Genomic DNA, 23,993 nt, shown 5'->3' on the forward strand with positions numbered 1-23,993 from the left:
TGGCGGCGCGCCGGCCTTTCCCTGCTGAGGAGTTCCGCCATGTCCCGTCCCCTCGTCTCGCACCTGCCCCTGGCCACCCTGGCGCTGGCCCTCGCCGCGCCGCTGGCCCACGCCCAGGACGCCAGCGACGCGTTCAAGCTCAAGCTCGCCTACACCGGCGAGGCCGCGGTCTCGCTGGACGGCGGCAAGCATGAGGGCAGCGCCTACGCCGGCCAGCTGATGTTCGGCACCGACGTGGACCTGCAACGGCTGATGGGCTGGAACGGCGCCACCCTGAAGGTCTACGGCATCAACCGCCACGGCACCAATCTGGCCAACGGCAACATCGGCAACAGCACCTCGGTGCAGGAAATCTACGGCGGCCAGGGCACCCGCCTGGCCAACTTCACCATCGACCAGAAGCTGTTCAACGACCGCCTGGAACTGGAAGCCGGCCGCAGCGTGGCCAACATCCACTTCCTGGGCTCGGACCTGTGCGGCTACTTCCAGGGCAACTCGGCCTGCGGCAACCCGACCTTCGTGTTCCGCACCAGCAACTTCACCTACTGGCCGGTGTCCAGCTGGGCCGCGCACGCCAAGGCCTGGGTGACGCCGAACGTCTACGTCCACGTCGGCGCCTACGAGGTCAACCCGATCCAGGCCGAGCGCGGCCAGCACGGCCTGAACTGGAGCACCAACGACCGCACCGGGGTGATCGTGCCGTACGCGATCGGCTACAGCACCCAGACCAGCGGCGCGCGCCTGCCGGCGCTGTACGAGATCGGCGGCTGGCAGGACAACTCCGATTACCGTGACCCGCTCAACGACCGCAACGGCAACCCGGCGCGGCTGAGCGGGCTGGACTACGCCAATCGCAACGGCCGCTCCGGCGCGTTCGTGCGCTTCGAGCAGCAGGTCACCCGCCCCGACCCGGACAGCAAGCGCGGCCTGGTGCTGTTCGGCTCGGCGCTCAAGGGCACCTCCGGGCAATTGATCGAAGACCACTTCCTGGAGCTGGGCCTGGTCCAGCGCGGCACCTTCGCCAGCCGCCCGCAGGACAACATCGCCTTCGTCGTCACCCAGCAGCACTACAGCGACGACGCCCTGGAAGACCTGCGCCTGGCCCGCGCCGCGGCCGGCGGCAGCGGCACCCCGCACCGTTCCCAGACCATGATGGAACTGAGCTACGGCATCGAGGTGACCCCGCAACTGCGCATCGCGCCGAACCTGCAGTACATCGTGCACCCGGACCAGTTCAACGAACCGGCGCGCACCCGCGACCTGCCCAATGCCTTGGTGGCTGGGTTGCGGCTGGACTGGACCCTCTGAAGGGCGGAGAGTCGGGAATCGGGATTGGGGATTCGCAAAAGCGGGCGGGTCGCGGCTGGGGCGGTGCGTGCCGGGTGATGGCGCATGTTGTTTCGGACGCCCCGCGCTCGGCTCCCTGCCCTGGCGTGACGGCTGGACACGGATTGGCGCAGCGGCGGCGATGGCGGGTCTGCGTCCACCCGCGCGTGTGAAGGCCCGGCGCGGTGAACGCCTTTCCGTTGTCGCGCCGTTCGGGCGCAGCGCCCTCCACGCCAGGGAGACCGCACTGGCGCCGATTGCGCGCCGGCCGCCTCCGATGACCCGGCGCTGGATGACAGGACGCTAACCAACGGGCCGAGCGACAAATGGCGGAACGCACGAGGCCCCGGCATGCCGGGGCCTCGTGCGTTCCCTTCCCTGTGATTCCTATCGCAGTGCGGCTACGCCAGTCCATCGGCGCCTGCGGGAGCGAAAAGTGGCCGGCAAATCGAGATCCGTTCGATTCCGTGCGAGCCGTCTCCCTGGCGCGGGAGCGGTGACGTTGCCGGCGCGTTCATGATGCCGCCGCCCGGGGGGCGTGAAGATCGGCGGATGCCGCGGCAGGCTATAGGATTTTCCCTACCCGGCGGAGTCAGGACCAACACCGCGCAAACGATGTCATGGATGACAATCGTCATCACCGCATCGCAGAATCTGGATACAGACTCCACCGAAACTACATCGACGTATGTGAACGTAGCGACTTCGCCGCCGCCGATTACGACGGTTTTCCCACATCCCCGTTGCAAGCATTCGCGTCATGCGCATCCTGGTTGCCGAAGACGATACGTCCATTGCTGTTGCGTTACGCGATTCGCTCGCCGAGTGCGGTCATGTGGTGGACCATGTCAGCGACGGTGCCGCCGCCGAACGCGCACTCGGTAGCGAAAGCTATCAATTACTGGTCCTGGATCTGGGCCTGCCGCGCCGCGACGGGCTGCAGGTACTGCAGCGCCTGCGCGCCCGCCGCGACGAGATCCCGGTGCTGGTGGTGACCGCGCGCGACGCGGTGGAAGACCGCATCCGCGCGCTCGACCAGGGCGCCGACGACTACCTGATCAAGCCCTTCGAACTGTCCGAGTTCCTCGCCCGCACCCGCGCGCTCCTGCGCCGCAGCAGCAGCGGCGGCGTACCCGAACTGGTGCTGGGGCAACTGCGCATCAACCTGGCCGGGCGCCGGGTGTGGCTGCAGGACCAGCCGCTGGACCTGACCGCGCGCGAGTTCGCGCTGTTGGAGACGCTCTTGCTGCGCAGCGGGCGCGTGGTCAGCCGCAGCCAGCTGACCGAAGCGCTGTGCGATTGGCAACACGAAATCACCGACAACGGCCTGGACATCTCTATGCACCGCCTGCGGCGCAAGCTGCACGGCGCCGGCGTCGGTATCCGGACCATCCGCGGCCTGGGCTACCTGCTGGAGGAGTCGCGCGCCGCCTCGCCGGCCGCCGACCACGCACAGATCCCGCAGTGAGCGCGACCGCGGCCGCGCAGTCGCCGGCATACCGCCACCCCAGCCTGCGCCAGCGACTGCTGGCGTTCCTGCTGATCCCCACCGTGCTGCTGATGCTGGTGGTGTCGGCGCTGTTCTACCTGCTGATGCTCAAGTACACCAATCACGTCCACGACATGGACCTGAAGGAGGACACGCAGGGCCTGGCCAACGCGGTCAACGACCCCGGCGAGCGCATGCCGCTGACCCTGCAGGCGCGGCAACTGCTGGAGTACAGCAGCGACGGCCGGGTGTTCTTCAAGCTGGACAGCCGCCGCCACGGGGTGATCAGCGGCAGCACCCTGCCGATTCCCGCACACCCGGATCCAGCCGAGGTCGGCCGGGTGATGCTGTACGACGACCACATGGACAACGGCGTGCCGGTGCGCGTGGCCAGCCTGTTGCTGCCCTCGGCGCTGGAGCCGGGCGATTGGCTCACCGTGTCGGTGGCCGAGACCCTGGACGACCGCCACCGCCGCGCTCGCGAGATCCTGGTGCTGATGCTGCCGACCGAACTGCTGCTCACCTGTTCCCTGCTGGTGCTGGTCTGGCACGGCGTGCGGGTCGGCCTGCGCATGCTGGAGCCGGCGGTGCGCCGACTCGACGACAGCCAGCGCGACCTCAGCCCGGTATCCGGCCCGGACATCCCGGTGGAGATCCTGCCGCTGACCCAGGCCATCGACGGCCTGCTCGGCCGCCTCAAGCACATGATGGCGCTGCAGGAGCGCTTCCTCGCCGACGCCGCGCACCAGCTGCGCACGCCGCTGGCCGGGCTGAGCATGCACGTGCAGCGCGCCCAGTCCAGCCAGCGCCCGGAAGACACCGCGCAGGCGCTGCAGCACATCCGCCAGCTGACCGACCGCGCCACCCGCACCTCCACCCAGTTGCTGGCGATGACCCGCACCCAGGCGCCGCGCGAGAGCATCCGCGAACTGCTGCCGCTGGACCTGGCGCAATGGCTGCCGCAAGCGCTGTCCGAGCGCATCCCCGACGCGTTGCACGCCGGCGTGGACCTGGGCTACGACGGCGCCGACGACGACGCGCCCGCCTGGGTGGCCGCCGACGTCTATGCGCTGCGCGAGCTGCTCGACAACCTGCTGGACAACGCCTTCCGCCATGCCGCCGGCCGCGTGGTCACGGTCAGCCTGCGCCGCGATCCACAGTCTGTCCGCCTGGCCGTGGACGACGCTGGCAACGGCATCGACGAGGCCCTGCTGCCGCGCCTGGGCGAGCGTTTCTTCCGTGCCCCGGACGCGCCCGAAGGCGGCACCGGCCTGGGCCTGGCGATCGTCGCCAACATCGCAGCGCGCCACCACGCCACGCTGCGCTACCGGCGTTCGGCGCTGGGCGGGCTGCGCGCGGAACTGGACTTGCCGGCCGCTGCGGAGCCGCAGGCATGAGCCGGATCCTTATCCGCCCGCTCACGATGCTGACGCTGGCCGCCGCGCTCGCGCTGGGCGGCTGTGCCAGCAAGCCCATCCCCGACCTGCGCCAGCCGTCGATGCCCGCACAGTGGAGCAGCGCGACGCCGCAGGCGGCCGCGCCACGCCCGCCGGGCAACGCCTGGTGGCAGGACTTCCACGATCCGCAACTCGACGCGCTGGTCGCGCAGGCGTTGCGCGATGATCTCGAGGTGGGCCAGGCGCTGGCGCGGCTGCGCGCGGCGCGGCGGCTGGATGCGGTCGCCGACGCGACCCTGCGGCCGCAGCTGCGCGCGCGCACCGAGGACCCGATCGACCCCGACGCCAGCGCCTCGTTCCTGGTGGTCGGCGTCGATTCGGAATGGGAGCTGCCGCTGTTCGGCCGCGGCGAAGCCACCAATCGCGTGGCACGCGGCGACCTGCAGAGCGCCCAGGCCAACCTGGCGCAGGTGCGCGCGGCGACCATCTCCGACGTGGCGCACAACTGGATCGACCTGCGCCACGCGCAGCAGGCCGAACGCCTGCTGCAGGACATCGCCAGCGCGCGCCAGCGCCAGGCCAGCCTGCAGCAGACCCTGGTCGATCTGCACCTGGCCGCACCGGCCACCGCCGCGCAGGCGCAGGCCGCGGCGCTGCAGGCGCAGACCGCGGCGAACGAACCGCGCGACGCCGCAGCCGCGGCCGCGCGGCGCCTGGCGGTGCTGCTGGGCCGCGACACGCCCGACCCGGCGTGGAGCACGGCCGCGGCCGCCATCGCGCCGGGGCAATTGCAGATCGCCGCGGTCGACAGCGTGCCGGCCGACCTGCTGCGCCGGCGCCCGGACATCGCCGCGCACGAGGCCGAGGTGATCAGCGCCGCCGGCGCGCTGGGCATCGCCCGCGCCGACCGCTACGGCAGCATCGGCCTGGGCGGCGCGATCCGCTGGTCGACCAGCCTGCTGACCCATCGCCGCACCGCCACCCATGGCATCGCCTCGTTCGGCCCGGTGATCGACATCCCCCTGTTCGACTGGGGCATCCGCCAGGCCAAGGCGAAGGCGCGCGGCGACCTGCTGGAAGCGGCCACCCTGGCCTACCGGCAGAGCGTGCTGGACGCGGTCAACGAGGTCGAGAACGCCCTGACCACGCTGGAACAGCAGCGGCGCAACACCGAGACCCAGCAGCAGGTGCTGCAGGCACAGCAGCAGGCCAGCGACGTCGCCCAGCAGCGCCTGCGGCTGGGCCTGGGCAGCGACCTGGACGTAGCCACGCAGCAGGCCGCACGCGACCAGGCCGCGCTGGAGCTGCTGGAAGCGCAGCGCCAGCGCGACCTGGCCTATGTCGCCCTGCACACCGCGCTGGGCAGCGCCACCGCGCCGATTCCCGACACCGGCAACGAACACCAAGGCGCGCAGCCCTGATGGTCGCGCTGGCCCGCCAGACCCTGCGCTACGAGTGGCGCCGCTTCCTGCCGGTGGTGGTGTCGGTGGGCTTCGCCAGCCTGTTGCTGCTGCTGCAGACCGCGCTGGTGCTGGGCATCTTCGGCAGCGCCAGCGTCTATGTATCCGGCTCCGACGCCGACCTGTGGCTGGGCTATCCCGGCACGCAGAGCGTGGACCAGGGCCGCGCCATCGATCCGGACGCCGCCGCGCCGCTGTACCTGGACCCGCGCGTGGCGCAGGTCGAGCCATTCATCTGGTTCGACGGCGACTGGCGCGGCCCCGGCGACACCGGTGCGGTGTCGGTCTACATCTCCGGCATCGACACCCGCGACGGCGGACTGATGTTCTCCCGCCTGCTCAACCCCGCCCTGCGTGCGGGCCTGCGCGAACCGGACACGGTGGTGGTGGACCGCGCGGAACTGGACAAGCTCGGCGTCGGCGTCGGCAGCAGCGCGCGCATCAACGGCCACCGCGTGCGGGTGATCGGAGTCGGCCGCGGCCTGCGCGCGCTGGGCGGAGTCAACGTGCTGGCGTCGCTGGACACCGCGCGCGCGCTCAACAGCGACACCGCACACCCGGATTGGCCGACCTACATGGTGGCCAAGCTGCGTCCCGGCACCGACCCGCAGGCGGTGGCGCAGGCGATCGACAGCGCGGTCACGCGGCCGCGCGTGGAAGCCTGGAGCGCCGACGATTTCGCCCGGCGCAGCATCCTGTTCTGGATGTTCGACACCGGCGCCGGCTCCGGCGTGCTGTTCCTCGGCGGCATCGTGCTGCTGGTCGGCGTGGCCATCACCAGCCAGACATTGCTCGGCACGGTGCTCGGCGCGGCGCGCGAGTACGCCACGCTCAACGCGCTGGGCGTGAGCATGCGCAACCTGCGCTGGGTGGTGCTGGAACAGGCGGCCTGGGTCGGCGCGCTGGGCCTGATCGGCGCCAGCGCCCTGGGCGCGGCGCTGGTCGCGCTGGCCCGTGCGCACGACGTGCCGGTGGCGTTCAACGCCAGCGGCTGGGGCCTGTGCGTGTGCGCGGTGATGCTGCTGACCGTGGTCTCGGCCCTGGCCGCACTGCGCGGATTGCGTCGCGCCGATCCGGCGTTGCTGCTGCGATGAGCCGCATCGTCGCCCCTGCCGCGCTGCACCCGGCCGCTGCCACCCTCAGCGGCAGCGGGCTGTGCAAGAGCTTCGTCTCCGGCAGCCTGCGCACGCCGGTGCTGCGCGACGTGGAACTGCAGGTGTGGCCGGGCGAGCTGACCCTGATCTCCGGCCCGTCCGGCTGCGGCAAGAGCACCCTGCTGTCGATCCTTAGCGGCCTGCAGCGCGCCGACGCGGGTCGCGTGCTGGCGCTGGGCGAGGAGCTGGGCGCGCTCGGCGCCACCGCGCTGGAGCAGTTCCGCCTGCGCCACACCGGCTTCATCTTCCAAGGCTTCAACCTGTTCCCGGCGCTGTGCGCGCTGGACCAGGTGCGGCTGCCGCTGCAGTACATGGGTCTGGCCCCGGCCGAGGTGCGCAGCCGCGCCGAAGAGGCGCTGGCCGAGGTCGGCATCGCCCACCGCCAGCACCTGCGCCCGTCCGAACTGTCCGGCGGCGAGAAGCAGCGCGTGGCGATCGCCCGCGCGCTGGCCAAGCACCCCGCGCTGCTGTTCGCCGACGAACCGACCAGCGCGCTGGACGCCGGCAACGGCCAGATCGTGATCGACCTGTTGCATCGCATCGCGCGCCGCCACAACACCATGGTGCTGTGCGTGAGCCACGACCCGCGCCTGATCCGCCACGCCGACCGCGTGCTGTCGATGGAGGACGGCCGCATCCACGACGACCGCCGCGTCATCGCGCCGCCCTCGCCCCTGCCCTCACGGAATCCCGCACCATGAAAGCGTTTGCTGCCGCGCCCCTGCTGAGCCTGCTGCTGGCCGCATGCGCGCCATCGGACCGTACGCCGGCCCCGGCGCCGGCCGCCACCCCGGCCTACCTGGCAGTGGCGCGCGGCCGCATCGACGTGGAAGGCGGCGTGCTCAAGCTCGGCCTGCCGGTCGCCGCGACCCTGCGCGAGGTGCCGGTGCACGAGGGCGACGCGGTGCAGAAAGGCGCCTTGCTGATCGCCGGCGACGATCGCGCCGCCGCGGTCGACCTGGACATCGCCCGCACCCGCGCGCAGGCCGCCGCCGCCCACCTGAAGCAATTGCAGCAACGCCTGCAAAGCGCCCAGCAGAAGCAGCGGCGGCTGGCCGAGGCCGCGCGCCTGGGCGCTGGCGACGGGCAGACCGCCGACGACGCCAGCGACGCGGTGCAGAGCCTGCTCGACGCGCTGGACACCGCGCGCAGCGACGCGGCCCTGGCCGAGGCGCAGGTGCGCGCGGCCGAGTTGCAGCGCGCGCAGTATCGTCTGCAGGCGCCGGTCGCCGGTCGCGTGCTGCAGCTGTCGGCCGCGGTCGGCGCGCGCAGCGAGGCCAACACGCCGCTGCTGACCCTGCTGCCGGACGCACCGCGCCTGGTCCGCGCCGAATTGAACGAAAGCTATGCCGGCAGCGTCACCCCGGGCATGGCCGCCGAGGTGATCAGCGACGACGGCCGCCAGACCGTACTCGGCGAGGCCGTGGTGCGCTGGCTGGCGCCGGCCTACGGTCCCACCCAGCTGCACGACGACGCCACGCCCGCCGGCAACGACCGCAGCGTGGCCTGCGTGCTAGCCTTCACCCAGCCCTCGACCCTGCGCCTGGGCCAGCGCGTGCTGGTGCGCTTCCGCAACCCGGCCGCAGCCAAGCGCTGAGCTGCACGCCGCCACCGCGGCGAAAGGCTGCTGAAACGCGCGGCGGCGACCCTGCACGGATTGCCGAGACTGCGCAGCCGCGCCTATTCACATGATCGAATCTGCCGAGTTCCACTTCGAAGGCGGCCGCAACGGCGTGCTGCTGATCCATGGCCTGACCGGCACGCCCAGCGAGATGCGCCTGCTCGGCAAGAGCCTGAACCGCGAAGGCTTCAGCGTGCACGGCGTGCAACTGGCCGGCCATTGCGGCGACGAGGACGACCTGCTGGCCACCAGTTGGCGCGACTGGTACGCCAGCGTCGAGGCCGCCGCCGAGCGCATGCGTCCGCAGGTCGACCGGCTGTTCGTGGCCGGGCTGTCGATGGGCGCGCTGCTGGCGCTGCGTCTGGCGCAGGAGCGTCCGCAGTGGGTGGACGGGGTCGGCGTGCTCGGCGCCACCTTTCGCTACGACGGCTGGAACATCCCCAAGCGCGCGCGCCTGGCGTTCCTGCTGCCGTGGTTCAAGCGCCTGGGCATCGGCAAGCGCCGCATGTTCCTGGAGGAGCCGCCGTACGGCCTGCGCGACGAGCGCATCCGCGCCCAGGTCAGCAGCGCCATGCTCGGCGGCGACAGCAGCGCCGCCGGCCTGCCCGGCAACCCGTGGCACGCGCTGGCCGAGATGTACCTGCTCTCGCGCGACGTGCGCCGCAACCTGCCCAAGGTCGTCGCGCCGTGCCTGGTCGCGCACGCGGCCGAGGACGACATCGCCGACCTGCGCAACGCGCGGCTGGTGATCGCCAACGTCTCCGGGCCGACCGAGCTGCTGCTGCTGCACGACAGCTACCACATGATCACCCTGGACCGCGAACGGCGCGTGCTCGGCGCGCGCCTGGCGCAGTTCTTCGGGGCCCTGACCACCCCGCAGCAGGCGGCCGCCTGATGGCGATGAGCGGCTCGGTGGTGGCGATCTGGTTGACGACGGTGGTCCTCGACACCGCCGGCCAGTTGGCCTTCAAGTACGTCGCCAGCCGACCGCAAGGTACCGGGATGGCGCGCTGGCAGAACATGGCCCGGCAGCCATATTTGTGGTTCGGCGTGGCCTGCTACGTGCTCGAATTCCTCGCCTGGACCGCGTTCCTGTCGCTGGTGCCGCTGGGCCGCGGCGTGCTGCTGGGCTCGATCAACATCGTGGCGATCATGCTGGCCGGGCGCTGGCTGTTCGGCGAACGCCTGGGGCGCATGCAGGTGGCCGGCATCTGCCTGGTCAGCGCCGGCGTGGCCGTGGTGGGGTTGGGCTCATGAGCCGGCCGCCGCTGCATCGCTACGCGGTGGGCTTCGCCCTGCTGCTGAGCTTCGACACGCTGGCCCAGATCGGCTTCAAGCTGGCCGGCACCCATGCCTTCCCGCCGCAGGCCGAACTGGCGTGGGTACTGCGCCTGCTCGGCAGCCCATGGCTGTACGCCGCGCTGCTCGGCTACATCGGCGCGTTCTTCACCTGGATGAAGCTGCTCGAGCACGCGCCGATCGGCCCGGCCTTCGCCGCCTCGCACCTGGAGGTGGTCAGCGTGATGCTGCTATCGGCCTGGTGGTTCAACGAACACATCGGCGTCCTGCAGGCGCTGGGCGCGGCGCTGATCGTCGGCGGCATCGTCTGCCTGGCGATGGGCGAACGCGCGGATCCTGCCGATGCGCATTGAGATCCCGCCGACTGCCGGCCTGCCGCTGCAGTGGCGCGACCTGTGGCCTGGCCGTGCGCGCACCCGCCTGGCCAGCGCGGTCGGCCTGCCGCAGGCGCTGCTGACCTGCTCCGGCACTGCGGCGCTGATCGTGGCCCTGCGCACCCTGACCGCGGCCAACCGGCGCCGGCAGGTGCTGGTGTCGGCCTATACCTGCCCGCTGGTGGCGCTGGCGGTGGCGCACTGCGGCCTGCAACTGGTGCTGTGCGATCTGCTGCCCGGCTCGCTGGAACTGGACCCGGTGCAGCTGGCGCAACGCTGCGGCAGCGACACCCTGGCGATCATCGCCACCCATCTTGGCGGGCGCCTGACCGACCTGGCGCCGCTGCGCCGTGCCGCCGAAAGCTGCGGCGCGCTGCTGATCGAGGACGCCGCGCAGGCGCTGGGCGGCGTGCACCCCGACGGCCGCCCGGCCGGCCTGGGCGGCGACATCGGCTTCTGCAGCCTGGCCGCCGGCAAGGGCCTGACCCTCTACGAAGGCGGGCTGTTGATGTCGCGGCATGCGCCGCTGCAGCGCAGCCTGGCCGACACCGCCGCCCGCCTGGGCCAGCGCGACTGGCGCTGGGAACTGCGCCGCAGCCTGGAACTGCTCGGCTACGCCGCGCTGTACCGGCCGCAGCCGCTGCGCTGGGCCTATGGCGCGCCGGTACGCCGCGCGCTGCGCCGTGGCGACCGCGTCGGCGCGGCCGGCGACCGCTTCGGCACGGCCATCGCCCAACACGCGGTCGGCGCCTGGCGCGAAGCCGTGGGCGTACGCGCCAGCGCGCGCTGGCCGGCATTCCTTGCACAGATTCGCGAGCAGGGCCGACGCCGCAGCGCACGCCTGGCCAGCATCCCCGGCCTGAGCGTGATCGCCGATACCCCGGGTGCTCAGGGCAGCTGGCCGATCCTGATGGTGCTGCTGCCCGACGCGGCCGCGCGCGAATCGGTGCTGACCACCCTGTGGCCGCGCGGGCTCGGCGTGGCGGTGCCGTTCGTGCATACCCTGCCCGGCTACGACTACCTGCACGGCATCGTCGAGCGCACGCCGATGCCCAACGCCAGCGACTTCGCCGCACGCTGCCTGAGCATCAGCAACAGCCCCTGGCTGGACGAGGCGCGCTTCGAGACCATCGTGGCCACGCTGCAGGCGGCCTGCGCCGGCGCGGTCGGGCCGGCGCCGCTGGATGTCGATCTGGTGCACGCCGCTGCGCCGAGCGCCTGACTGGGCGACGGGCGGCTTCGCCAGCGTCGCGATGAAAATGCGCCTCGCGTAACGACGGGAAGAATCCTGTAGGAGCGGCTTCAGCCGTGAGGGCGTTACCGGTAACGCCTCTCGCGGCTGAAGCCGCTCCTACAGACAGGCAGGGCCCGCGTTAACCGACGCTGGCCGCGTCCAACGCCGCCAGCAGCCGCAGGTTCAACGCATGCTGCTGCGCCTGCCAGGCCGACAGATCGGCCGGCGACGGTTCCGGCTGCGCATCCAGCGATGCCAACGTGCGCTTCCACCATTGCGGATAGTGGGCCAGCGAGACCTCGCCAGTGATGTCGCTGCCGCACACCTGCCCGCGCAGCGCGTCGATCGCCTGCAGCAACTGCGGCACGCGCAGTTGGCCCTGGTCCCAGTTGGTGCGCACGTCCTGCGGATCCAGCACGTCCTTGTCCAGCGACAGATAGGTCGGCATCGGCGTGCGCCGCAGGTGCTCCACGAACGCATCGCTCAGTTCGCTCACGCTGGCGAAGCCGCGCACCGCCTGGCCCAGGCCCAGCCGCCGCGCCCAGCCCACGTCCACGCCGCTGCACCAGTAGCGCAGCTTGCCGCGGTACAGCGGCAGCAGATGGTTCTCCCAGGCATGGCCGGGGCCGACGTCGCCGGAGGTGATGCCGGCCACCTCGACCTGCGCCACCTGCGGCAGCGCGGCGATGCGCCGCACCCACGAGCCGCAATGCACCCCGAACGGGAAGCGCATGTTGTCCGGATGGTTGTCGAACACCACCACCCGCAACGGTGCCTGCGCGCGCTGCGCCAGGCGCACGATCAGCGGCAGGCTCAAGTGATGGAAATCGCCGCTGCCCAGCAGCACGGTGCCGTACTGCGCCGGCAGTGCCTGCTCCAGCGCCGCGCCGAAGCGACGCAGCCGCGCCATCGAGCAGGCGAAGCGCAGGCCGTCGCACCAGTCACGCAGCGGCAGACGCACCGCGTCGGGCACTGCGCCCAGCGAATCGTCGAGATCGAGCAGGACCGGGGTGCGCATCTCAGTCCTCCTCGGCGGCATCGGCCGCCGGCCCGACGTCGTCGGATTCGAACAGCGGCCGCAGCCGGCGCAGCACGGCGCGCAGCAGCGGATTGCGCAGATACACCGCATGCCAGGTGTAGGTGAAGCTGGCGCCGAGCTGGGCCTTCACTTCCGGATCGGTCCAGCCGGCGACGTAGGCGGTCAGGCCGTGGCGGCAGGCGTAATCGAGATTCTCGATCCAGCTCAGCGCGTACAGGTTGTGGTCGCGCGCATCCGGGTAATGCAGGCCGATGTACTTGTCCAGCAGCCGGCCCTGGTGCACATAGCACAGGTTCCAGCCGATGATGCGACCCTGGTGGCGGTACACGAACACCTGCCCACCGGACGCGGCGTCGGTCAGCAGCGCATCGAAGAACGGCTCGGTGAGCAGGTCGAAATGGATCTCGCTCTGCGCATACACCTCCTGGTACAGCGCATAGCAGTGCGCGCGCAGCGCCGGGTCGGCGAAGGCCGGGCCGGTCGGCAGCACCTCGATCTCCAGGTCGGCGCGCGAGCGCAGCTTGCGGCGAATGTTGCGCCGGCGCCCGCGCGAGAGCCGCGCCAGGTACTCGTCGGTGGAGGCGAAATCGATCGGCACCCAGGCCAGTGCCTGCCCGCGCAGCAGTACGTAGCCATTGCGCTCGCAGGCGTCCAGGAAGATCTGCGCCCAGGCGTTGTCGGCCTCATCCAGCAGCGGCGAGCGCTGCGGCACGTCCTTGACGATCATCAGCGCGCGGCGCCGGCCCAGTTGCGTGCGCCACTGCCGCGGCAACTGCGCCGGGTCGGCCGCGCGCGGCAGCCAGGCGTACTCGCTGACGGTGCTGCCGACGAAGCTGGTGCGCGGCCGCAGCAGGCGTTGCCACAGGCGCTGCAACGGTAGCCGCGCCACGCGGTCGCGCAGCGCCGGCTCGGCCGTGGTCAGCAGGTCGAAATCGGCCTCGAAGGCCGGCACCCCGTGCTCCAGGGGCTGGATCAGGAAACCGGACGGCGGGTGCTGCAGGAACTGCCGCTGCAAGGCCTGCGGCTCGAGTTGGTTGACGAAAGGCATCTGCAAGATTGATCGTCTAGCGTGGAGAATGGATGCTGCGGCCCAGGCCGCAGCGTGCGATCCACCGGCGGCGGGTGCCGCACGGTGGCCCTTCATTTCGCGGAGCACTGCCATGACCCCGTCCATCGAGTCGCAAATCCACAGCATCGTCACCAAGCATGGCGAGATCGACCCGGCGCGCCTGACCCCCGATGCCAAGCTGCAGGACCTGGGCGTGGATTCGCTCGAGGCCATCGAAATCCTGTTCGACATCGAAGAGCACTTCGACATCACCTTCCCGCAGCGCGACCCGAACCTGGACGACGGCTCGCTCGGCAAGCTGGTGCAGGCGGTCGAGGACGCGCTGGCGGCCAAGGCGGCGGCCGGCGCGGCGCAACCGGCGCACTGACGCACCATGGGCGCCTCCCCGCACGTGCGGCGCGTGGTCGTCACCGGCACGGGCGCGGTCAGCGCGCTCGGCCTCGGCGCCGAGGCGCTGTGGAGCGCGATGCGCGAGGGCCGCAGCGGCATCGCCGCCCTGCCCTCGCCCGATCCGCTCAGCACCCTGAAGATGCGCGTGGCCGCGACCCTGCAAGGGTTCGCGCCGGACGCCACGCAGACCGGCGGCATCGCCCCGGGCCAGCTCGACCGCATGACCCAGATGGCCCTGGTCGCCGCCCAGGAAGCGATCGTCCAGGCCGGCCTGCCACGCGACGATGCCGCGCTCGGCGCGCGCTGTGCGGTGGTGGTCGGTACCGGTGTCGGCGCCGAACTCAGCCGCGACGAGCAATCGCGCCGGCTGTACCGCGACCAGGCCGAACGCCTGCATCCGCTGACCATCGTGCGCAGCATGGCCAACGCCCCGGCCAGCCAGATCAGCATCGCCTTTGGCCTGCGCGGCCCGGCCTTCGCCGTGTCCAGCGCCTGCGCCTCGGCCAACCACGCCCTCGCCCAGGCCGTGCTGATGCTCCGTCACGGCCTGGCCGACGTGGCCATCGCCGGCGGCAGCGAAGCCTGCCTGAGCCTGCCACTGATCCGCGCCTGGGAAGCGATGCGGGTGGTCAGCGACGACACCTGCCGGCCATTCTGCGCACAGCGCAGCGGCCTGGTGCTGGGCGAAGGCGCCGGGATGTTCGTGCTGGAAACCGCCGAGCACGCCGCCGCCCGTGGCGCCGTACCGCTGGCGGAACTGGCGGGATTCGGGATGAGTTCGGATGCCGGCGACATCGTCGCGCCCAGCATCGACGGCGCCGCCACGGCGATGCGCCTGGCGCTGCAGGATGCCGGCCTGGCCCCGGAACAGATCGACTACATCAACGCCCACGGCACCGGCACGCAGGCCAACGACCGCTGCGAGACCAAGGCGTTGCGTCAGGTGTTCGGTGCGCACGCCGAGGCGCTGGCGGTCAGTTCGACCAAGGCGGTGCACGGCCATGCACTCGGTGCGGCCGGCGCGCTGGAACTGGTGGCGGCGATCGGCGCGCTGCGCGAGCAGGTGGTCCCGCCCACGGCCAACTTCCTCGACGCCGATCCGGAATGCGATCTGGACTACGTGCCGAACCAGGCGCGCGCCCGCCACGTGCAGGCGGTGCTGAGCAATTCCTTCGCCTTCGGCGGACTCAATGCGGTGATCGCGCTGCGCGCGGTGGGCTGAAGCGCCCGCCGCCGCGGCGAACGGCGGGAGGCAACGCGAACCGCGCGCGTCGTCTCCCGCCCGGCTCATGCGACCTGCTTGGCGCGGGTCAGCAACTGGTCCAGCAAGGACAGGCCCAGATCGATCTCTTCGTGGCTGATGTGCAGCGACGGCGCCAGCGTGATCACGTTCTTGTAGTAACCGCCCACGTCCAGGATCAGGCCGATGCGCTTGCCGTTGTGGCGCAGTTCGCCTTCCAGGCCCATGTCGACCATGGTGTCGAGCAGCTTGCGGTTCGGCGTGAAGCCGTCCGCCTGGCAGATTTCCGCACGCAGGGCCAGGCCCAGGCCATCGACGTCGCCGATTTCCGGGTGACGCTTCTGCAGGTCGCGCAGGCCGTCCAGGAAGTGCGCGCCCTTGGCCATCACCATCGACTCGTAGTCGGTCTCGGCCAGCATGCGCATGGTTTCCAGGCCGACCGCGGTGCCCAGCGGGTTGGAGGCGAAGGTGGAGTGGGTCGAGCCCGGCGGGAACACGGTCGGGTTGATCAGCTCCTCGCGCGCCCAGATGCCCGCCAGCGGATTGAGGCCGTTGGTCAGCGCCTTGCCGAACACCAGCACGTCCGGGGTCACGCCGAAATGCTCGATCGCCCACAGCTTGCCGGTGCGGAAGAAGCCCATCTGGATTTCGTCGACCACCATCAGGATGCCGTACTTGTCCAGCACCCGCTTCAGGCCGGTGAAGAAGTTCGGCGGCGGGATCACGTAGCCGCCGGTGCCCTGGATCGGCTCGACGTAGAACGCCGCGTACTCGCACTGCCCGGCCTTGGGATCCCACACGCCGTTGTACTCGGTCTCGAACAGGCGCTCGAACTTGGCCACGCACTGCTCACCGTACTCTTCCTTGGACATGCCCTTGGGGCCGCGGAAGTGGTACGGGAATTCGATGAACTGGGCGCGGTCGAAATGACCGAAGCGGCGGCGGTAGCGGTACGACGAGGTGATCGCCGAGGCGCCGAGGGTACGGCCGTGGTAGCCGCCTTCGAAGGCGAACACCAGGCTCTTGCCGGCGCTGGCGTTGCGCACGATCTTCAGCGAGTCTTCCACCGACTGCGCGCCACCGACGTTGAAGTGCACGCGGCCCTTGCGGCCCCACTTGCGCTCGGCGTCGACGGCGATGGTCTTGGCCAGCTCGATCTTGGTCGGATGCAGGTACTGGCTGGCGACCTGCGGCAGCGTCTCGATCTGGCGGGTCAGCGCCTGGTTCAGGCGCGGATTGGCGTAGCCGAAGTTGACCGCCGAGTACCACATCTGCAGGTCCAGGTACGGCACTTCTTCGGTGTCGTACAGGTAGCTGCCGTCGCAGCGGCCGAAGATGCGCGGCGGCTCGCTGTAGTGCACGGTGTCGCCGTAGGAGCAGTACTGGGACTCGTCGGCCAGCATCTGCGCATCGCTCAGCGCGCGATGGTGGTCGGCGCCGGTGCGCAGCAGCGCCTCCGGATCGGGCGCGGCATCGCCATGCAGCGGTGCGAGCGAGGAAAGCGGGACATTCCGGTTCATCGGGATCAGGCTCGTTGGGTGAGAGGAAGCGGGAAGGACACGGCGGCCGTCGCCGGCTCGGCCAACTCGGGCAGCAGGGCGATGGCGTCGTCGAAACCGGTGATCGCGCAATGGGCGATCCCGTTGGCGCGGCAATGGCGCAGCAGACCGTCCTTGGCGAACACCAGATCGGCCTTGCCGGCCAGGCAGAAATCGGAGCGGCCGTCGCCGATCAGCAAGGTGGCGCGCTCGGGCGGCTGTTGCGCCATCACCGCGCACTTGCAGGTGCCGCTGGGGCAGTCCGGCCGCGCATGCGGCGAGGCCATGCGCCACTGCCCGGCGTCGGTACGCAGCAGGCGGTTGGCGATGATCGGCAGATGGTGCAGGCCGTGGCGGGCCAGGATCCGGGCGATGCCGTAGTCCAGGCCGTCGCTGACGATGCTCAGCGGGATGCCCAGGCGCTCGGCCAGCGCGACGAAGCGCACGAAGGCCGGATCGATCCGCACCGCATCCAGCACCCGGTGCAGCGCATCGACGTCGCCGTCGAGCAGCGCGACCTGCTTGCTCATGCACTCCCGGGCCCCGATCCGACCGGCGACCCAGTCGTCCTCCAGCTCCCGCCAACCGGGGCTCCCGAGGTGTTCGAGCAGGCTGTCGGTCACGTCCTGCAGGGACACGGTACCGTCAAAATCGCAAAGGATGTTCCATTGGGCGCGCAAGGTGGCTCTCCGGCTGATGGGGCAGAGCCTAGGCACGCTGTCTTTCGCACTCCTTTCGGCGGGGTGAAAGAAAGCGGAGCGTTCACATTGCGCGTGGTAACGCCTACCCGCGCGTCGCGCTCCCGTCAGGGAGTGATGCATTGCACAGCCCAAGTCCATCACGATCCGGGTCGCTGTCCTGCCAGACGGCGGGATCGCCCGGGGCCGCCGCGAGCACATGCCCGTCCGCATTTACCGATATCCGCCGCGCGCATCCACCACCTCCCTGCTTGGTCTGCCGCCATGCCGGAACCAGGGTCGAGACAACCCACGCGGCCGTTACGGCAGCAGGCTTGTGCCGGCATTGGCCTATCCGCGGCGCGCGAAGGTGGGAGTGCAACACCTGACCTCGCGACCAGTGCGCCGAAGGCGGCGGTCTTCAGGAAATGATGGCGTTGCAGTATTGGATGACTGCGACACTGAAGTCTTCAAAGTCGATTGTTGAAAGCAGCGGATTCCTCGTCGACTCCTGGGATGGCTGTGCGCCAGGATCACGGCGGCCGGACTCAAGCGCAGCGCCCTCCCCTCTAGGCTGCATCTCACATCCCGCGATCTCGATAGGCCACCCGACTGAGGCCGCATTGGGTGTCGGCCTCCATCGGTCGTTCCAGAGCCGCCTGATGTTGATGAAGGTTGATCTTTCGCGCATCATGAAACATCATTAGTTACATGAAACGCGACGGCCGCCTTTCCTCGGTCCTTCATGCCTTGCTGCACATGGCCGAGCAGGAGGGCCCGATGACCTCGGACGCCCTGGCCCAGTGCCTCGGAACCAATCCCGTCGTCGTCCGGCGCACCATGGGATTTCTGCGGGACGCCGGCATCGTCCAGTCCGAGAGAGGCCATGCGGGTGGATGGCGCATCCAGGCCGACCTGCGTGCCGTCACCCTCCGCCAGTTGCACGAGGCGCTGGGCGAGCCTGCGATGTTCGCCATCGGCAACCGCCACGAGACGCCGGAGTGCCTGGTCGAGCAATCGGTGAACGCCGCGCTCGAAAGCACGTTTGCCGAGGCCGAGGCGTTGCTGCTGCAGCGTTTCTCCGAGATCACCCTGGCCGATCTTGCCGCCGACTTCGCGCGCCGGCATGCGGCTGTTCGACGCAAAAGGAGCTGAGCATGCAGCACGACGCCATCATCATCGGTGGAAGTTATTCGGGCATGGCCGCGGCGCTGCAATTGGTCCGCGCGCGGCGCAACGTGCTGGTGATCGACGCGGGCGAACGGCGCAACCGGTTCGCCAGCCACGCGCATGGGTTTCTCGGCCAGGACGGCGTGCCGCCAGGCGAGATCGCGGCACAGGCGCGCCGCCAGCTGGAGATCTATCCCACCCTGACCTGGCGTGAGGAGCGGGCCGGGTCGGTCACGGGACGGGTGGACGGGTTCGAGGTCACCACGGCCGATGGCGTCTCGCACCATGCGCGCCGCATCCTGTTCGCCAACGGGGTAGCCGACCAACTTCCCGCCGTGCCGGGCCTGGCCGAGCGCTGGGGGCAGTCCGTCTTCCATTGCCCGTACTGCCACGGCTATGAACTGCACAAGGGGCGCATCGGCATCGTCGGCAGCAGCCCGCTGTCGCTCCACCAGGCCGAACTGCTCACCGAGTGGGGCGCCGTGACACTGCTCGTCAACGGCGCCGTGGAGCTGACCCCCGAGACCCGCGAAAAATTGGAGCACCGGGGAGTGGCGATCGAGTCCACGCCCATCGACCGCATCGAAGGCCCTGCCGATGTGGTGCTGGCCGACGGGCGGCAGCTGCCCTTCGCGGGCCTGTTCGCGGCAACGCGCACGTCTCCATCGAATGCCTTGGCCGAGGGCATCGGTTGTGCGTTGGAAGAGACGCCCATGGGCATCCAGATCCGCACCGATGCGGAGAGCAAGACGTCGGTCGCCGGGGTGTTCGCCTGTGGCGACGTGGCGCGCGTGCCGCATTCCGTCTCGCTGGCCGTGGGCAGCGGGGCCATGGCGGGCGCCCAGGTGCACCGTTCGCTGGTCTGGCCCGAAACGCTCGCACCGTCGTGAGCGAGCGAGAGCGCATTCGGTGACCCTGTTCTCCGACCCGGCAGCGGTGGAAGGTTATGCGGAGCGGGCCGCCCGGATGGTGCCCGGGCTGCGCGACCTGCACCGCATGGCCGGCCTGCTGTTGCGCGAGCGCGCGGCTGCCGATGCGCGGATTCTCGTGCTCGGCGCTGGCGGCGGGCTGGAGCTGAAAGCCTTCGCCGAGATGCAGCCGGATTGGCAATTCGATGGTGTCGATCCCTCCGCGCAGATGCTCGACCTCGCGCGCACGACGCTGGGGAACCTGGCTGCCCGCACGCGCCTGCACCACGGGTATATCGACCATGCGCCGATGGGGCCTTTCGATGGGGTGACCTGTTTGCTGACGTTGCATTTCCTGCCGGCGGCCGAACGCCTGCAGACGCTGAAGCAGGTGTTCGCAAGGCTCGCGTCCGGGTCGCCTCTGGTCGTCGCGCACCACAGCTTTCCGGGGGAGGAGCCGGCCAGGACCCGCTGGCTCCAGCGCAATGCCGCCTTCGCGGCGGCTTCCGGCGCGCCTGCGCTACAGGCCGAAGCGAGCATCGCCGCCATCAAGGAGAAGCTGCCGGCACTCTCGCCGCAGCAGGACGTGGATCTGCTGCGGGAGGCCGGATTCGTGGACATCGAGCTTTTCTACTGCGCGTTCACGTTCAAGGGGTGGGTTGCGCGCAGACCGTGAGCGGGCATGGACGTGTCCGAAGTCCTGTGCTCGACATCGCCTGTACCGTGCTGCGCGAACGCGTTGCGACCCATTTCACGCGCGATGGTGATGTGGGATGCGGCGCTTGCACTGTCGATGCCGCATAGGATCCTCGAGGTGACCACCTTGGCGCCGCAGTAATCGAAGATCCCGTGATCGATCTGTGCGCGCAGCGCCGTGTCGTAACCGTGCCGCGCATATGTTCTCTCGTCGGCAGCGCCGATGCCGAGCAGGTGGACGGGAAGACGGCCGAGCCGTTTCTCGATGGCACCTTCCGGGGTTTCCGAGTACGCCCACCCATTGCAGAAAACGCGGTCGATCCACCCCTTGAGCTGCCCTGGAAACGACCACCAGTAGACAGGGTAGACAAGCACCAGCGCATCGGAGCGGTCGATACGCTCCTGCTCGCGTAGGACGTCGGGCGGCGCGGATGCCTGCAACAGGAACGTGGCCCGGTCTGCCGGATTGAATGCGGGCTGGAATCCCTCTGCCGCGATGTCTGCCAGCTCCGTGGTGTGCTGGCCAAGCGCTGCAACGCCCTCGGCAAACGCGTGCGCGACTGCGTGGGTCAACGACTGCGGATCGGGGTGACTGACGACGATGAGGGCATGCATGGGAAATCCTTGGGGATGGGCATAAACTACCATTGGTATATTAGTCCCTTTAAATTACTTTTGGTAGGTTATCGATGCCCAACCACCCGACGAGGCCAGACGCGGACCGTGCGATCAAGCGGCGCCTTCCCAAGCAGGCCCGGCAGCGCCAACTGCTGGATGTCGCCTGGTCCATCGTTCGCAGCGAAGGCAGCGATGCGCTCACGCTGGGCTACCTGGCCGAGCGCGCAGGCGTGACGAAGCCCGTCGTCTATGACCATTTCGGGGCGCGCAACGGTTTGCTCGCGGCGCTCTACGAGGAGTACGACCGCAGGCAGCACGCACTGCTGGACGAAGCCCTCGCAGCCTGTGCCAGGACACTTCCCGCGGTCGCCAAGGTCATCGCCGCGAGCTACGTCGACTGCGTCATGACCATGGGGCGGGAAATGCCGGGAGTGAGCGCGGCACTGACCGGTTCACCGGAGCTGGAAGCCCTGAAGAAGGAACATGAAGCCCTTTTCCTGGACAAGTGCCGTCACGCGCTCGCGCCTTTTGCGAAGAAGCCTTTGAAGCCGGTGGCCATGCATGCCTTGCTGGGGGCGGCCGAAGCGGTGTCCTTCGCGGCGCTGGCAGGGGAGGTGCACCCTGTGGATGCAGAGAACGAGATCTACGACGCGATCCAGCGGATCACGCTCAGGGGTTGATGCACTTCGCCATCAGGGCTTGGCGCGGTGCGCGGCGGCATCCCAGACCTGCATGACCTCGGTCACCGCGTTGTCCAGGGCCGCCGGCGTCAGGCCGTCCCGGGCCAGGGTGGACAAGCCCACCAGAAAGCTCCCGAACACCATCGCCAGCGCGCGTACGTCGGTACCGGCCGGCAGCTCACCCGACGCCACCGCGCGCTCGACGCAGGCTGCAATGCCCTCGCGCGTGCGTGCACGCGCCTTGGCCAGCAGTTTTTGCACGTGGGCATGCTCAGGCGAACAGACGGCAGCTGACAGCACCATCAGGCAGCCCTTGGGATGGCCGCGTTCGCTTTGCATCTTCGCCGAGCAGCGCAAGGTCAGTTCGATGGCCTGGCGTGCCGGAACGCTCGCGTCCCAGAGACTTTCCTCCACGCGCCCGTGCGTGGCCAGGTAGTGCGCCACGACCTCCTTGAACAGCGCCTCCTTGGAACCGAACGCCGCATAGAAGCTGGGCGCCGTGATGCCACCGCCCATGCCGGCCTTGAGTTGAGCGAGCGAGGTGGATTCGTAGCCATGCTCCCAGAAGATGTGCATGGCCTGACGGATGGCCTCGTCACGGTCGAAGCTGCGGGGGCGGCCCATCTGCGCCATGGAAGACTCCTTAAGAAGCTAGATAGATACTAGTCGATACAAAAGTCGTTGACGAGGGGTACCGAGCATCACTATATTTGTACCAATCGATATAAATGTTAGACCTTCAAGCTCGGTGGCTATACCAGCCGTCGGTGCCCCCTCCCCGACTCTCCCTTGGACGTGATCCAATGACCGAAACGATCCTGCCGCCCCGCAAGGGCGTGCCCCCCGCTGCCGATGCCGGACGACTGCCGATCGCGGCGCTGCTGGCCCTGGCCATGACCGGCTTCATCTGCATCGTGACCGAGACCCTGCCCGCCGGCCTGTTGCCGCAGATCGGTGAAGGCTTGGGCGTGTCGCCGTCGTATGCGGGGCAGATGGTCACGGCGTATGCCATGGGGTCGCTGCTGGCAGCCATTCCATTGACCATCGCGACGCGTGGCTGGCGGCGCCGCAACGTGCTGTTGCTGACCATCGTGGGCTTTCTGGTCTTCAACTCCGTCACCGCACTGTCCTCGCACTACTGGCTGACGCTGGTGTCGCGCTTTTTCGCCGGTACGGCGGCGGGGTTGGCTTGGAGCTTGCTGGCAGGGTATGCGCGGCGGATGGTCGAGCCGCACCAGCAGGGGCGTGCCATGGCCATCGCCATGGTGGGAACGCCCGTTGCGCTCTCGCTGGGAGTGCCGCTGGGAACCTGGCTCGGTGCGCTCGCCGGCTGGCGTACGGCATTCGGCATCATGTCGCTGCTGACGCTGGCGCTGATCGTCTGGGTGCAGGTGAAGGTGCCCGACTATCCGGGCCAGTCGGGCCGCGAACCGATGCCGCTGCGCCGGGTATTCACGACCCCGGGCGTGCGCCCGGTGCTGGGCGTGGTGATCGCGTGGATGCTGGCCCACAACATCCTCTACACCTACGTGGCACCGTTCGTGGCTCCCGCCGGTCTGACGGCCAAGGTGGACCGGGTCCTGCTGCTATTCGGGCTCGCTGCGCTGGTGAGCATCTGGATCGCCGGGCGATGGGTCGATCGTCGTCTGCGCTCGGGTGTCCTGGTCAGCCTTGCCGCGTTCGCCCTGACGGCGCTGGCGCTCGGCTTGTGGATGGCGTCGCCCCTGGTCGTCTACGCAGGCGTTGCGGTCTGGGGGCTGACCTTCGGTGGTGCCGCCACATTCCTGCAAACAGCCCTGGCCGATACCGCAGGCGATGGCGCCGATGTGGCCCTGTCGATGAACGTGGTGGCCTGGAACGGCGCGATTGCCGGCGGCGGCCTGTTGGGTGGCGTCCTGCTGGAAACCCAGGGGGTTGCCTCTCTGCCCTGGGCTGTCCTGGCGTTGCTGCTGGTCGGTTGGCTGGTGGCCTGGTCAGCCCGCACGCGGGGGTTTCCTGCAGGTCCTCGGGCATCCAACGTGGCGGTAATGGGGCATTGATACCGGCTTGGTTGAAACCCAGCTGGCAGGTGCTTCGGCCAGCCCCTGGACTGGTGCCGCTGTGGGCCTGCTACACCTCGTACCCTAGAGCGTGTTATGAACTTCCCGTCGCAGCGAGCGACCGTGTAGCGGCGGGCAACATACGCACTGCAAAGACTAGGAAATGCAGTTCGCGAGCACGTCCGGCAACCGCTCATAGTCGCGCGAGAGCCTGTGGAACCTCGCTAGCCAGCCGAAGCTTCTCTCTCCACCCAGGGCCGGAGCAGCAACTCTAAATCCTTTTTCACCTCGGGCAGCTTCACGATCTGCAGGTCGATGCCGTTGTTTGGCGCTGCCTTGGATGCCGCTGCACCCTTGTAGCCCCTGATCCGCACAAGCCAGTTGCACTGGGTGGCCTGTGGCCTGCTGCACGTCTTTGCACAGCGTGTCCATTTGGGCGCGGTCTTGCTCGTCTGCCGACGTGACATGCACCGACAGCACCATGATGTAAAACACATCAGAAATGCAGTTCTCCGCGCCGTCAGTCACTTGCACATCCAGTATATAAGTCCGCGAGCATTACCATCCCGACAAAG

General features: G+C 69.5%; 24 protein-coding genes and 1 pseudogene. 18 read left to right on the top strand and 7 right to left on the bottom strand.

All coding sequences use genetic code 11. The features are described 5' to 3' along the window. Positions 1-39: 39 nt before the first annotated feature. From GGR66_RS13090 to GGR66_RS13140, 11 genes are all read left to right on the top strand, one after another. A complete protein-coding gene (locus GGR66_RS13090) occupies positions 40-1,308 on the top strand; it encodes a carbohydrate porin (protein ID WP_184448538.1) in 1,269 nt (422 codons plus the stop codon). Between the two features lie 778 nt (positions 1,309-2,086). Next, positions 2,087-2,794, top strand: coding sequence for a response regulator (locus GGR66_RS13095; RefSeq protein ID WP_160947424.1), 708 nt, complete (start codon positions 2,087-2,089; stop codon positions 2,792-2,794). Beyond that, on the top strand, positions 2,791-4,212 hold the full coding sequence (locus GGR66_RS13100) for a sensor histidine kinase (protein WP_184448539.1): 1,422 nt from the start codon (positions 2,791-2,793) through the stop codon (positions 4,210-4,212). The genes GGR66_RS13095 and GGR66_RS13100 overlap by 4 nt, the downstream gene beginning before the upstream one ends. Beyond that, positions 4,209-5,633 carry an efflux transporter outer membrane subunit gene (locus GGR66_RS13105; protein ID WP_184448540.1) on the top strand — a complete coding sequence of 475 codons (1,425 nt, stop codon included), beginning with the start codon at positions 4,209-4,211 and terminating at the stop codon, positions 5,631-5,633. Before GGR66_RS13100 ends, GGR66_RS13105 begins: the two co-directional genes overlap by 4 nt. Further along, a complete protein-coding gene (locus tag GGR66_RS13110) occupies positions 5,633-6,766 on the top strand; it encodes an ABC transporter permease (protein ID WP_184448541.1) in 1,134 nt (377 codons plus the stop codon). The genes GGR66_RS13105 and GGR66_RS13110 overlap by 1 nt, the downstream gene beginning before the upstream one ends. Further along, positions 6,763-7,527 carry an ABC transporter ATP-binding protein gene (locus GGR66_RS13115; protein WP_160964995.1) on the top strand — a complete coding sequence of 255 codons (765 nt, stop codon included), beginning with the start codon at positions 6,763-6,765 and terminating at the stop codon, positions 7,525-7,527. Before GGR66_RS13110 ends, GGR66_RS13115 begins: the two co-directional genes overlap by 4 nt. Continuing rightward, a complete protein-coding gene (locus GGR66_RS13120) occupies positions 7,524-8,423 on the top strand; it encodes an HlyD family efflux transporter periplasmic adaptor subunit (protein WP_184448542.1) in 900 nt (299 codons plus the stop codon). The genes GGR66_RS13115 and GGR66_RS13120 overlap by 4 nt, the downstream gene beginning before the upstream one ends. A gap of 91 nt (positions 8,424-8,514) precedes the next feature. Next, positions 8,515-9,342: an alpha/beta fold hydrolase gene (locus tag GGR66_RS13125; protein WP_184448543.1), complete on the top strand. Its 828-nt coding sequence runs from the start codon at positions 8,515-8,517 to the stop codon at positions 9,340-9,342. Beyond that, a complete protein-coding gene (locus tag GGR66_RS13130) occupies positions 9,342-9,704 on the top strand; it encodes an EamA family transporter (protein WP_184448544.1) in 363 nt (120 codons plus the stop codon). The genes GGR66_RS13125 and GGR66_RS13130 overlap by 1 nt, the downstream gene beginning before the upstream one ends. Continuing rightward, positions 9,701-10,099 carry a DMT family transporter gene (locus GGR66_RS13135; protein ID WP_019802414.1) on the top strand — a complete coding sequence of 133 codons (399 nt, stop codon included), beginning with the start codon at positions 9,701-9,703 and terminating at the stop codon, positions 10,097-10,099. Before GGR66_RS13130 ends, GGR66_RS13135 begins: the two co-directional genes overlap by 4 nt. Beyond that, on the top strand, positions 10,089-11,342 hold the full coding sequence (locus GGR66_RS13140; RefSeq protein ID WP_184448545.1) for a DegT/DnrJ/EryC1/StrS family aminotransferase: 1,254 nt from the start codon (positions 10,089-10,091) through the stop codon (positions 11,340-11,342). Before GGR66_RS13135 ends, GGR66_RS13140 begins: the two co-directional genes overlap by 11 nt. A gap of 151 nt (positions 11,343-11,493) precedes the next feature. Here the strand turns inward: GGR66_RS13140 and GGR66_RS13145 are convergent, their stop codons facing one another. Beyond that, on the bottom strand, positions 11,494-12,372 hold the full coding sequence (locus tag GGR66_RS13145) for an arginase family protein (protein ID WP_160965005.1): 879 nt from the start codon (positions 12,370-12,372) through the stop codon (positions 11,494-11,496). 1 nt (position 12,373) lies between these two features. Next, entirely contained in the window at positions 12,374-13,441 is a 1,068-nt protein-coding gene (locus GGR66_RS13150) for a GNAT family N-acetyltransferase (protein WP_184448743.1), read from the bottom strand. Between the two features lie 112 nt (positions 13,442-13,553). Here GGR66_RS13150 and GGR66_RS13155 point away from each other — a divergent pair, with 112 nt between their 5' ends. Beyond that, positions 13,554-13,829 carry an acyl carrier protein gene (locus GGR66_RS13155; RefSeq protein ID WP_160965009.1) on the top strand — a complete coding sequence of 92 codons (276 nt, stop codon included), beginning with the start codon at positions 13,554-13,556 and terminating at the stop codon, positions 13,827-13,829. Positions 13,830-13,835: 6 nt separating this feature from the next. Further along, the gene (locus tag GGR66_RS13160; protein ID WP_184448546.1) at positions 13,836-15,074 is read left to right on the top strand and encodes a beta-ketoacyl-[acyl-carrier-protein] synthase family protein; all 1,239 of its coding nucleotides are present in this window, start codon (positions 13,836-13,838) and stop codon (positions 15,072-15,074) included. 65 nt (positions 15,075-15,139) lie between these two features. Here GGR66_RS13160 and GGR66_RS13165 read toward each other — a convergent pair whose 3' ends face one another. Together GGR66_RS13165 and GGR66_RS13170 are read right to left on the bottom strand one after the other, a co-directional pair. After that, positions 15,140-16,495 (bottom strand): aminotransferase class III-fold pyridoxal phosphate-dependent enzyme, encoded by a 1,356-nt coding sequence (locus tag GGR66_RS13165; RefSeq protein WP_184448744.1) that lies wholly within the window; start codon positions 16,493-16,495, stop codon positions 15,140-15,142. 122 nt (positions 16,496-16,617) lie between these two features. Continuing rightward, positions 16,618-17,310 (bottom strand): MtnX-like HAD-IB family phosphatase, encoded by a 693-nt coding sequence (locus tag GGR66_RS13170; protein WP_184448547.1) that lies wholly within the window; start codon positions 17,308-17,310, stop codon positions 16,618-16,620. Positions 17,311-18,018: 708 nt separating this feature from the next. Here GGR66_RS13170 and GGR66_RS13175 point away from each other — a divergent pair. Genes GGR66_RS13175 through GGR66_RS13185 form a run of 3 tightly spaced genes read left to right on the top strand, consistent with a single transcriptional unit; the run spans position 18,019 to position 20,061 of the window. Beyond that, positions 18,019-18,462, top strand: coding sequence for an Rrf2 family transcriptional regulator (locus GGR66_RS13175; protein WP_160965017.1), 444 nt, complete (start codon positions 18,019-18,021; stop codon positions 18,460-18,462). Between the two features lie 2 nt (positions 18,463-18,464). Continuing rightward, a complete protein-coding gene (locus GGR66_RS13180) occupies positions 18,465-19,367 on the top strand; it encodes an NAD(P)/FAD-dependent oxidoreductase (RefSeq protein WP_160965019.1) in 903 nt (300 codons plus the stop codon). 19 nt (positions 19,368-19,386) lie between these two features. Further along, a complete protein-coding gene (locus GGR66_RS13185; protein ID WP_160965021.1) occupies positions 19,387-20,061 on the top strand; it encodes a class I SAM-dependent methyltransferase in 675 nt (224 codons plus the stop codon). On the opposite strand, the gene GGR66_RS13190 is transcribed toward GGR66_RS13185, so the two are convergent. Then, positions 20,016-20,696, bottom strand: a complete 681-nt coding sequence (locus GGR66_RS13190; protein ID WP_160965023.1) for an NAD(P)H-dependent oxidoreductase — start codon at positions 20,694-20,696, stop codon at positions 20,016-20,018. The two genes, GGR66_RS13185 and GGR66_RS13190, sit on opposite strands and share 46 nt — an antisense overlap. Before the next feature lie 74 nt (positions 20,697-20,770). Between GGR66_RS13190 and GGR66_RS13195 the strand changes: the two genes are divergently transcribed. Then, the gene (locus tag GGR66_RS13195; RefSeq protein ID WP_160965025.1) at positions 20,771-21,379 is read left to right on the top strand and encodes a TetR/AcrR family transcriptional regulator; all 609 of its coding nucleotides are present in this window, start codon (positions 20,771-20,773) and stop codon (positions 21,377-21,379) included. A gap of 12 nt (positions 21,380-21,391) precedes the next feature. Here the strand turns inward: GGR66_RS13195 and GGR66_RS13200 are convergent, their stop codons facing one another. Continuing rightward, positions 21,392-22,012 (bottom strand): TetR/AcrR family transcriptional regulator, encoded by a 621-nt coding sequence (locus tag GGR66_RS13200; RefSeq protein WP_184448548.1) that lies wholly within the window; start codon positions 22,010-22,012, stop codon positions 21,392-21,394. Between the two features lie 170 nt (positions 22,013-22,182). Here GGR66_RS13200 and GGR66_RS13205 point away from each other — a divergent pair, with 170 nt between their 5' ends. Beyond that, positions 22,183-23,418, top strand: a complete 1,236-nt coding sequence (locus tag GGR66_RS13205; protein ID WP_184448549.1) for an MFS transporter — start codon at positions 22,183-22,185, stop codon at positions 23,416-23,418. A 94-nt stretch (positions 23,419-23,512) separates the two neighbouring features. On the opposite strand, the pseudogene GGR66_RS13210 reads toward GGR66_RS13205, so the two are convergent. Further along, positions 23,513-23,898: pseudogene (locus tag GGR66_RS13210) on the bottom strand (transposase); the annotation flags it as partial. Positions 23,899-23,993: the final 95 nt, after the last annotated feature.

Source organism: Xanthomonas sp. 3498 (genome assembly GCF_014199795.1).
GTDB lineage: Bacteria > Pseudomonadota > Gammaproteobacteria > Xanthomonadales > Xanthomonadaceae > Xanthomonas_A > Xanthomonas_A rydalmerensis.